4 protein-coding genes and 1 pseudogene are annotated in these 5107 nt (G+C 65.4%); 4 read left to right on the top strand and 1 reads right to left on the bottom strand.

From position 1 onward, the window contains the following. The first annotated feature begins 327 nt into the window (after nt 1–327). The 4 genes from ACE3UY_RS21950 to ACE3UY_RS21965 all read left to right on the top strand — a co-directional run bounded on the left by ACE3UY_RS21950 (nt 328) and on the right by ACE3UY_RS21965 (nt 3208). A complete protein-coding gene (locus ACE3UY_RS21950) occupies nt 328–564 on the top strand; it encodes a hypothetical protein (protein WP_374689609.1) in 237 nt (78 codons plus the stop codon). Nucleotides 565–583: 19 nt separating this feature from the next. Next, nucleotides 584–1750: an MFS transporter gene (locus ACE3UY_RS21955; protein WP_374689610.1), complete on the top strand. Its 1167-nt coding sequence runs from the start codon at nt 584–586 to the stop codon at nt 1748–1750. 5 nt (nt 1751–1755) lie between these two features. Next, nucleotides 1756–2727 (top strand): tagatose 1,6-diphosphate aldolase, encoded by a 972-nt coding sequence (locus ACE3UY_RS21960; protein ID WP_374689611.1) that lies wholly within the window; start codon nt 1756–1758, stop codon nt 2725–2727. A gap of 67 nt (nt 2728–2794) precedes the next feature. Then, entirely contained in the window at nt 2795–3208 is a 414-nt protein-coding gene (locus tag ACE3UY_RS21965) for a hypothetical protein (protein ID WP_374689612.1), read from the top strand. Nucleotides 3209–3227: 19 nt separating this feature from the next. Here the strand turns inward: ACE3UY_RS21965 and ACE3UY_RS21970 are convergent. After that, a pseudogene (locus tag ACE3UY_RS21970) lies at nt 3228–5107 on the bottom strand (hypothetical protein); the annotation flags it as partial.

A 5107-nucleotide genomic window follows, 5' to 3' on the forward strand; every position in this document is an offset into this window, starting at 1 on the left:
TTCGCGGTGATGCAACGCGCGGCCTAGGCGCGCCATCTGTTCTGTAGCGCCAACCCACGGCACCCACGGCCCGGGTTGGCGCATGGCAAAACGCGGTCGCCTCTCACGGCGAGCCTGCCTTTGTCGCCCATTGGCGGCGCTGAGCAAGCGCCGCCCTCCCTTCGCCTGGCCGGCCCAGGCCGGTCCCCCTTGACCTGAAGCCGCCGCTGACGTAACGTTGAAAATGGCGTATCATTCCGGCTGGTGGGCGGCCGGGTTTGCCCGCTGTCAAGAAGCGAAGAGGCGCTGCCCGGACGAGACGCGCCGTCCATTGAGGTGTAATCAATAATGAAAAGAGTGCTTTTCGCCATGATCATCCTGTTCTTGCTGGTGGGACTGGCGGGCTGTGGGGGCGATGGCCTGGACAACCAGGTGCGGCCTACACCCATACCCGCCCCCGGCGATACGGAGGAAGGCGGCGGCGCGGGCGAGGAGGGCGGCGGCGTGGGCCAGCCCGGCGGTGCTATGCCCAGTCAACCTGTCGTTCTTCATCCCCTGTTCGAGCAACCCGGCCAGAGCATCTAAACCCAGAGAACCTAACCCCGTGTCTACAACGCAACCTAAGGCGGTCTATTGCCTCTACTACGCGGCCTTGTCTTGCCTCGTGCCCTACATGTCCCTCTACTATCAACAGCGGGGCATGACCGGCGCGCAGATCGGCATCCTGGCCGGCCTCATCCCGCTCATCACGCTCGGTAGCTCCCCCTTCTGGGGCGGCATTGCCGATGCGACGCGCCGCCACCGGGCGGTGCTGCTGTTCAACATCGCCGGTCTGTGGTTGGCCGTGCTCGGCCTGCTCTTCGCCGGCTCCTTTCTGACGCTGCTGCTGGGTGTCGTTGCCTACGCCATCTTCGTCGGCCCCATCGTCCCGCTGGTAGATAACGCGGTGATGGATCTGCTGGGCGAGCGCAAGGCGGACTACGGCCGGGTGCGGGCCTGGGGCGCGGTTGGTTGGGGTTTGACCGCGGCAGCGATGGGGCCGATCTTGCAACGCGCGGGGTTGAGCTGGGGATTCTACGGATTCCTGGTCTTTATGGCGCTGTGCTGGATGGCCGCTTCGCAACTGACCATGGGGCTGTCCACGGTGCGCCAGGCGTACTCGGCCAGCTTAGGCGTGCTGGTGGGCAACGGCCGCTTCCTGCTCCTGCTGGCCGTGGCCCTACTCTACGGCATAGGCATCGGCGTACTGCTCAGCTACCAGTTCCTTTTCCTGGAGCAACTGGGCGCGAGTCGCACGCTGATGGCCCTGTCGCTAACCGTCTCGACGCTTAGCGAGCTGCCGTTCTGGTTTCTGGGCAGCTGGTTACTGCGCCGCTTCGGCATCAGCCGCATGGTCGTTCTAGCGCTCCTCGCCACCATCCTGCGCTACTTCGCCCTGTCGTTCATGCAGGCTCCCTGGTTGGTGCTGCCCATCAGCCTGCTGCACGGACCGTCCTTCGCCATCCTGTGGGCGGCCCTGGTGGCCGACGCCGACGCCGCCGCGCCCCCCGGCGTGGGGGCCACGGCGCAGGGACTTGTGTCCGGCGCGCTGTTTGGCATGGGGTCAGCGTTGGGCGGGTTTGTGGGTGGCCCGACCTATGAGGCCATCGGTTTTGCCCGATTGTTCGCGCTCATAGGCTGGTTGGTCGTCGCCGCGCTATTGCTGTTTCTGGCCGGCCGTCTGATCCCACGCGCGCGCCGCAACCGATTGCTCGCGCAGGAGAAAAGCTAAGACACATGGAATTGACGATTGGCAAGCGGCGACGCTTACAACAGTGTAGCACGCCGGATGGCCTGTTTGTCGTGATGGCCCTCGATCATCGCGACAGCCTGCGGCGCGCCCTGAATCCCGTCAATCCTGAAAGCATCGGCTACAGTGAGATGGTCGCTTTCAAGCTGGACGTGGTGAGCGCGCTCGCGCCGGTTAGCACGGCGGTGCTGCTTGACCCAGAGTTCAGCGCGGCGCAGAGCATTACCGGCGGCGTGCTGCCGGGACGCGCTGGACTTCTGGTCGCTGTCGAAGCGGCTGGCCAGGCTGATGAACCGCTCGCCCATCGCCCCGAAGTGCTGGAGGGCTGGGGCGTGGAGAAGAGCGCTCGTATGGGCGCGTCGGCCGTCAAGTTACGGTTGCCCTGTCAACCCGAGGGCCGCCACGCGACCGCCCAGGAGCGACTACTCGACAGCGTGGTGGCCGAATGCCGGGCGCACGACATCCCACTCTTCCTGAGGCTGCTGCCGCTCGCCGCCGGCTCCAGGGCCAGAAAACTTTCATCGGCCGAGAAGCGGGCCGCGGTGATCGAGACGGCGCGCCGTCTGACTTCTCGCGGCATCGAGGTGCTGGCGACCGAGTTCCCACTCGATACAACCGAAGTGCCTGACGAAGCGGCCTGGGCGGCATCGTGCGCCGAGTTGGACGAGGCTAGCCAGACGCCATGGGTGCTGCTCAGCGGCGGCGTCGGCTTTGAGGCTTTCGCCCGGCAGACCCAGATCGCCTGTGGCGCGGGGGCCAGCGGTATTGTGGCCGGTCGCACGGTATGGGGTGAGGCCGCTGAACTGCGCGGCGAGGCGGCGCTCGACTTTCTGAACAAGACGGCTGTCGACCGCCTGGTCGAGCTGGGTGACATCGTCGCCGAGTATGGCGCGCCGTGGACTCAGCGATACCCCGCATCGGCTCATGACGTGGGTGAAAGCTGGTACGAAAGCTACTGATCCCCCTGCCCGGCTCGCGTCCTCTTGCGATTTGTCGTATATAGCACATTTGTGCTATTCTCCTCGCATGAAAGCGCGTCGCTCTTCCTTCCTACCTGCCGGCCGGCGCGCCGCGGCGGGCGACCGGCCGGCATCCAGCAGCCCGCGTACCAACTGGAACACCGTCCTGTTGGAGCAGATCCGTCTGGCCGGGCTGCCGGAGCCAATCCGCGAGTACGTCTTTCACGCCAACCGCAACTGGCGGTTCGACTTTTGCTGGCGTGAGGGCGGCCTGTTGGTCGCCTGTGAGATCGAGGGAGGCATCTGGATGCAGACCGAGACGGGGCGCAGCAAGGGCCACGCCCATCCCGAACGCTTCGAGCAGGATTGCGAGAAGTATAACGAGGCCGCGCTCTACGGCTGGACGCTCATCCGCGTGACACCCGACATGATCCGCGACGGCCGCGCCCTCGATTGGTTGGACCGCGCCCTACGTCCCTGACTGACCGGCGGCTTCGCCGCTACTGCGACGGCGCTCCACTCAGATCGACATCGGCCACGAAGAGTGTTCCCGACGGCGTCTGGTCGAACACCAGAGCGATCTCGATCACGTCGCTCAAGTTCACACCGGCGAACGCCGTCAGCGGCAGGCGGAGCGTCGTCAGATGCACAATGCCGCTGAAGAAGCCACCCTCAAAAAAGAAATCCTCCTGAGCCTCACCGGCCGGGAATTGCAGCGCCGGCTCGTCGGGGCTGGTCACCGCCGTGGCGACGTTCCCGTCGTCATCGGTCAGGCGCACACTAAAGGTCTGCGGCTGGTCGGCGGCGTTTAACTCAGAAAGCGGGTCTAGCACTGTCCGCAGGCTCAGGGTGGCATAGCGGGTCAGGTCGCGCTGGCCTTCGGGCAGCGCCAAGCGCAGCGACGCGGGTTCCGACCAGGAAACGACTGCCATCCCTGGGTTGCCGGGAATAGTGAAGTTGACGCGCTTGCAGGGCTCGCTGCCCGGCTCGTCGCTTGGTATGAAGTAGCCCGGTCGACAGTAGAGCAGAGTCGCCCCCTCGGCCGTCACAGCGCCGCCCAACTCATTCGTGACGAGCGAGTTCTCATCTCTCGGCACGAACAAGGGCAGCCGTGCGGCGGCGGCGGCCAGGACGGCGACCCGCGCCGATTGGCCCAGCAATTCGGCTGGAGCCGGCTGGTTTGAGTCAAGGCCTAACCGAACGCGGGCATCGAATGCCGCGGCCGGATCGTTGTTAAAAAGGATGGTCAGGAAATCGACGGCATAGTCTATCAGGAATTGCCGCTGGTCTTCGGCCGGCAGCAGCGTCTCGCAACTGGGCCGCTGCGGCTGCCCTATCAAGTCGCCGCCCAGTATCGTGTTGAAGTGGTTATGGTTGGCCCCTTCCAGGTAGACCGTCGTCGCCCAACTGTGGTCGGCCAGGCCCAAGCGTACGTCCTCAAAGAACGCCTGGCCGTCCAGGCCAACGATGTCGCCGTCACAGCCGGGTAAAATCACAGCCAAAGGAACGTTTGTGCCTGTCGTCCCGACAAAGGTGACGGCCGGGGCCACAAGTAGCAAACCGGCCACCGGCCCATAGCCTCGCTCGGCCGCCCCTTCGGGCGTATCCAGGCCCATCACCCGCGTCAGATAGTTGGCCATCTCGCCACCGCGTGAGTGGCCTATCAGAACCAGCCGTGTGAGGTCGGCCCGCCCCGCCAACTCGACGCCGAACTCATTGGAGCCGCCGGCCGCCGCTTCTGCCAGCGCGCTCAGGTGCAGATCAAGGATTTGGGCCAACCGTTCGCCGGGGGTTGGCTCGCCGAAGCCAAAGGTGTTCTCGGCGTTGATGTTGATCGACAGGGCGACGTAGCCCCGCGCCGCCAGTTCATGCACCAGGTACTCGAAGCCAGCATAGTTGGGTTGTTCGACTTCGGGATCGCAAGGCCACCGGTCAACGCCCATTTCATCCACGGGACAGCCGGGGTGCGTGCCGTGCAGAATGACGACGACCGGGTGTTGTTCGCCCTCGAGCGGCGCAGCGATAACACCATTGAGTTGTACGGACATGTTGCGGAAACGGCTGTCTTCGGGGAAGTGTTCCTGGACGATAGTCCTTTCGCCCAAATCGTAGTGGGCCGCGGGCGGCAGGCCGGACGTGTCGGCCGTCGGTTCCGGCGCGGGCGTCGGCTCATCGGTCGGCTCGGGCAAGGGGGTGGCGGTCGCTTCTGGCGCGACCTCGGTAACGACCTGGGTCGTGGCCTCAGTCGGAACCTCGGCCGTCGGTTCGGGCGCGGGCGTGTCGGCTACTGGAACCGGCGTCGCGGTGGCGACGGACGCTTCGGTGGGCGTCGCCTGGCTGGGAGGCGAGCCACACCCCATGAGAATCAGCAATACGGCAA

Source organism: Promineifilum sp. (SeqCode), assembly GCF_041918635.1.
Lineage (GTDB): Bacteria > Chloroflexota > Anaerolineae > Promineifilales > Promineifilaceae > Promineifilum.

Bases quoted from the DNA above. Each gene is read 5' to 3' on its own strand.
- ACE3UY_RS21950 (WP_374689609.1), top strand. From the start codon at position 328: ATGAAAAGAGTGCTTTTCGCCATGATCATCCTGTTCTTGCTGGTGGGA.
- ACE3UY_RS21960 (WP_374689611.1), top strand. From the start codon at position 1,756: ATGGAATTGACGATTGGCAAGCGGCGACGCTTACAACAGTGTAGCACG.
- ACE3UY_RS21965 (WP_374689612.1), top strand. From the start codon at position 2,795: ATGAAAGCGCGTCGCTCTTCCTTCCTACCTGCCGGCCGGCGCGCCGCG.